We start from the raw sequence: 3,762 nt of genomic DNA, 5'->3' as shown, positions 1-3,762 counted from the left end.
AAGGCGCGAAGGTGCGCGAAGGTCACGAAGCGCGAAGGGCGCGAAGGTTTGGACCACGAAGGCGCGAAGGTGCGCGAAGGTCACGAAGCGCGAAGGGCGCGAAGGTCACGAAGGCGCGAAGGTGCGCGAAGGTCACGAAGCGCGAAGGGCGCGAAGGTTTGGACCACGAAGGCGCGAAGGTGCGCGAAGGTCACGAAGCGCGAAGGGCGCGAAGGTTTGGACCACGAAGGCGCGGAGGTCACTTCAAAAGGGGTTTCGCTGCCGTTAACGACGCGCGGTTGTATTACGAGATGGACGGCGATGGCCTACCCTTGATTTTTGTCCATGCAGGTATCGCAGATCACCACATGTGGGATGGCCAATTCGAGGCTTTTGCTGACCGTTTCCAGGTAATTCGTTACGACATGCGGGGTTACGGCAAGAGTGAACCGGTGGCCGGTCCGTTCATGCACCGGGAGGACCTGAGAGGGATCTTCGAGGTCCTCGATATCCTCGATATCAATAGTGCGGTCCTGGTAGGCTGCTCCATGGGCGGCGGCATGGCCATCGACTTCACGCTGGCTTACCCGGAACGGTTCAATGGGTTGGCGGTTGTAGGCAGCAGTCCCAGTGGCTTCGAAGGGGATGACTACACACCGCCCCAGTGGGATCAGGCTGTGGCAGCTGGCCCTGGAGATGAACATGATCGCCTTGAAAAACGAGGCCCGCGAGTTGGGCGAGGAACAGCGTCCGGAACCAGCCATCGACCGGCTTGACGAGATCCAGGTGCCCCTGCTGGCGGTTATCGGTGATCTTGATGATCCCGATCTGGTGGCTGCGTCGGAATTTCTGGCGAACAACGTCACCGGCGCTGAGCTGGCCACCATTCCTGGTACCGCCCATCTGCCCAATATGGAGCAGCCCGAAGTCTTCAATCAGCATCTACAGGAATTCCTCAATGGCATGTTTCGCCAGGGTAGCTCCTGAGTGACCGCGGGACGTCCTTTCAATAACGGTGCTTGCATCTGATGATTCTAACTGTCCAAGTGTACGCGGAACTTCGCCCATATTTACCCGACGATTGGCGGGATGGCCCGATAGCGCTTGCTGACGACGCGACGGTATCCGACTTGTTGGGTCAGCTGGGCATCCCGGCGGAGGAGACTGGATTGGTGAGCCTTGATGGCCGGATTGTAAGCGACGAGCAGGCATTACGTGGCGGCTCGGAGGTCCGGATCTTTGCGCCGGCCGGCGGCGGTTGATCGGAAACCCTTTATTCACAACATAGGCAGAGGGAGTAGGACGATGTCCAGGTATGGCTACTTTGACCGCATCTTGCGGGTAAATCTTTCCACCGGTGAGCTTTCTTGCGAGTCCATGGGGGACGAATGGTGGCGCATGCATCTGGGAGGACGAGCACTGATCGCCCACTTTCTTTTGAAGGAAGTCCCAGCTGACGCCGATCCGTTTGGCCCTGAGAACGTTTTGGCCTTTGCCAACGGCGTTTTCACGGGCGCAACGCTCAGCGGCAGTGGTCGCAACAGCGCGGGCGCCAAATCACCCTTGACTGGCGGCTATGGCGATGGTGAGGCAGGCGGTTTCTGGGGTGCCGAGTTGAAGCGGGCCGGCTGGGATGGCATCGTCGTCACCGGACAGGCGTCTGAACCGGTCTATCTCTGGATCGAGGATGGCCAGGTCGATATCCGCCCGGCCAGGCATCTCTGGGGGCGGGAGGTGGACGAGGTCGAGGATGCCATAAAGGATGAATTGGGCGAGCGCCGCGTGCGGATTGCCCAATGTGGAATCGCCGGTGAACATCTGGTGCGCTACGCTGTGGTCGTCCATGACCTGAGCCGCATGGTGGGCCGCGGGGGAATCGGTGCCGTCATGGGCAGCAAAAGGCTCAAGGCCATCGCGGTAAAGGGCACTGGCAAGGTACCGGTCGCAAATGCTGCCAGGCTGCGGGAGATAACCGGTTGGCTGCGGGAAAACGACGAGAAACTGTTGGCTAATTTCCGCAAGAACGGGACGGCTGGCGGCGTGCCATACAACAGCGCCACCAGTAATCTGCCGACCTTTAATTTCCGCCAAGGCCATTTTGAGCAAGCTGACGCGATCAGTGGCCAGGCTATGACCGAGCAGTATCTCACCGGTGCGGGAACCTGTTTTGCCTGTTTGGTGACCTGCAAACGGGAGACGGCTGTAACCGCTGAGCAAGCGGCGAAGGCGGGCTATGGCGATGCGTTCATCGTGAGCGATCGTTTCGGTGGACCGGAGTACGAGTCGATTGCCGCTCTGGGTTCATGCAACGGCATTGGCGATCTGGTTCCACTGCTTAAGGCCAACGAACTCTGCAACCGGTGGGGATTGGACACCATTTCCGCTGGGGTTACCATTGCCACGGCCATCGAAGCTTTCGAGTTGGGCTTGCTCAGCCAGGAGGATACCGGTGGAATCGTGCTGCGATGGGGAGATGGCAGGCTACTGATTCGATTGCTCGAAATGATAGCGCGCCGGGAAGGATTTGGCGATCGCCTTGCGGAAGGCTCTGCCCGTTTAGCGCAGGGGATTGGGCCGGCGGCCGCCGCTCTGGTTGTGGCGGTCAAGGGGCAAGAATTGCCCATGCACGAGCCGCGCATTAAACATGCCCTGGGCCTGGGTTATGCCATATCGCCTACGGGTGCCGATCACATGCACAACCTGCATGATACGATGTACACGCGGGATAACAGGCGCGTGAAGGAAGTTGTTGCGCTTGGGTGGATCGATGGGCCAATGGACCCTCGCAGCCTGGATGAGAGTAAGGTTCGCCTTTTACGCAACCACAGCAACTGGTGCCACATGACCAACAGTGCGGAGATCTGTAATTTTCTGCCCTACAGCTACGAGCAGACGGTCGACATACTGGCGGCCGTGACCGGTTGGGACCTGTCGGTGGATGAACTGGTGACGGCCGGGGAGCGGGCATTGAATCTGGCTCGGGTCTTCAACGCCGGGTGCGGGTTCGGTCGCGGGGATGACTGGTTGCCTGCTCGCAGTTTCGAAGCCTTCGAGGATGGACCGCGCGCGGGCTGGGCTGTGCCTGAGGAGGATCTTCGGGAAGCTCGCAACATCTATTACGCGCTGGCCGGTTGGGATCCTGTGACGGCGGCACCCACGGAGGAGACGTTAGATCGATTGGGAATCGGATGGGCAGGGACCCTCACCTGAGCTTCCCGGGAGTTTTTTGGCATTGTCTGCCCAGGACCCGCCGGCTGTCGCAAAAGGCAACCTGTTTTCGTTAAATATAGTGAGCCCCTGAACGATCCGCGGGACTATCCGAAAATTTGCCTTTTTGGTCCCATTTTCGGAGGGGAAAGCGTAACCTTCAGTCCATCGGCTCGTCATGGATGTTGTAGTCAATTGTAGATTTGGGAAAAAAAAGGAGGAATTAACGATGCGATCATCGACCCCCAAACCTCTGCGAAAGAGATGGCTCCTGGCTTTGATAGCAGCCATGGTTTTGTTGCTATTCCTTGTACCGGCAGTGCAAGCGGCTCCGGACGCTTCGCCCCAGGCTTCCGGTTCGTGTGGTTATTGGTATACCGTAAAGTCGGGCGATTCATGGACTAAGTTGGCTAGCTGGACCGGGGTTTCGGTGTCGGCCTTGAAGGCCGCCAATCCGTCCCATATCCATCCCTACAACTGGTTGTATATTGGCCATACGCTGTGGATTCCATGTGGCCAGCCATATCCGCCCCATCCGCCGCCGCCGCCCCATCCGCCGCAGCCACCCCATCCGCC

General features: G+C 59.1%; 5 protein-coding genes. All 5 read left to right on the top strand.

All coding sequences use genetic code 11. The annotated features are described in order from the left end of the window. Positions 1 to 278: 278 nt before the first annotated feature. Entirely contained in the window at positions 279 to 755 is a 477-nt protein-coding gene (locus tag U9R25_05460) for an alpha/beta fold hydrolase (GenBank protein MEA3335336.1), read from the top strand. Then, positions 682 to 966, top strand: a complete 285-nt coding sequence (locus tag U9R25_05455; protein ID MEA3335335.1) for a hypothetical protein — start codon at positions 682 to 684, stop codon at positions 964 to 966. Before U9R25_05460 ends, U9R25_05455 begins: the two co-directional genes overlap by 74 nt. Positions 967 to 1,007: 41 nt before the next feature. After that, positions 1,008 to 1,241: a MoaD/ThiS family protein gene (locus U9R25_05450; protein MEA3335334.1), complete on the top strand. Its 234-nt coding sequence runs from the start codon at positions 1,008 to 1,010 to the stop codon at positions 1,239 to 1,241. A 43-nt stretch (positions 1,242 to 1,284) separates the two neighbouring features. After that, entirely contained in the window at positions 1,285 to 3,189 is a 1,905-nt protein-coding gene (locus U9R25_05445; GenBank protein ID MEA3335333.1) for an aldehyde ferredoxin oxidoreductase family protein, read from the top strand. A gap of 226 nt (positions 3,190 to 3,415) precedes the next feature. Continuing rightward, positions 3,416 to 3,762, top strand: a 347-nt coding sequence (locus tag U9R25_05440; protein MEA3335332.1) for a LysM peptidoglycan-binding domain-containing protein, incomplete at its 3' end; no start/stop codon positions are given.

Source organism: Chloroflexota bacterium (assembly GCA_034717495.1).
GTDB lineage: Bacteria > Chloroflexota > Anaerolineae > JAAEKA01 > JAAEKA01 > JAYELL01.
This window is presented reverse-complemented; position numbering and strand designations above follow the sequence as displayed.

Excerpts from the sequence above, each read along its gene's own strand:
- U9R25_05455 (MEA3335335.1), top strand. The coding sequence starts at position 682 with ATGATCGCCTTGAAAAACGAGGCCCGCGAGTTGGGCGAGGAACAGCGT.
- U9R25_05450 (MEA3335334.1), top strand. The coding sequence starts at position 1,008 with ATGATTCTAACTGTCCAAGTGTACGCGGAACTTCGCCCATATTTACCC.
- U9R25_05445 (MEA3335333.1), top strand. The coding sequence starts at position 1,285 with ATGTCCAGGTATGGCTACTTTGACCGCATCTTGCGGGTAAATCTTTCC.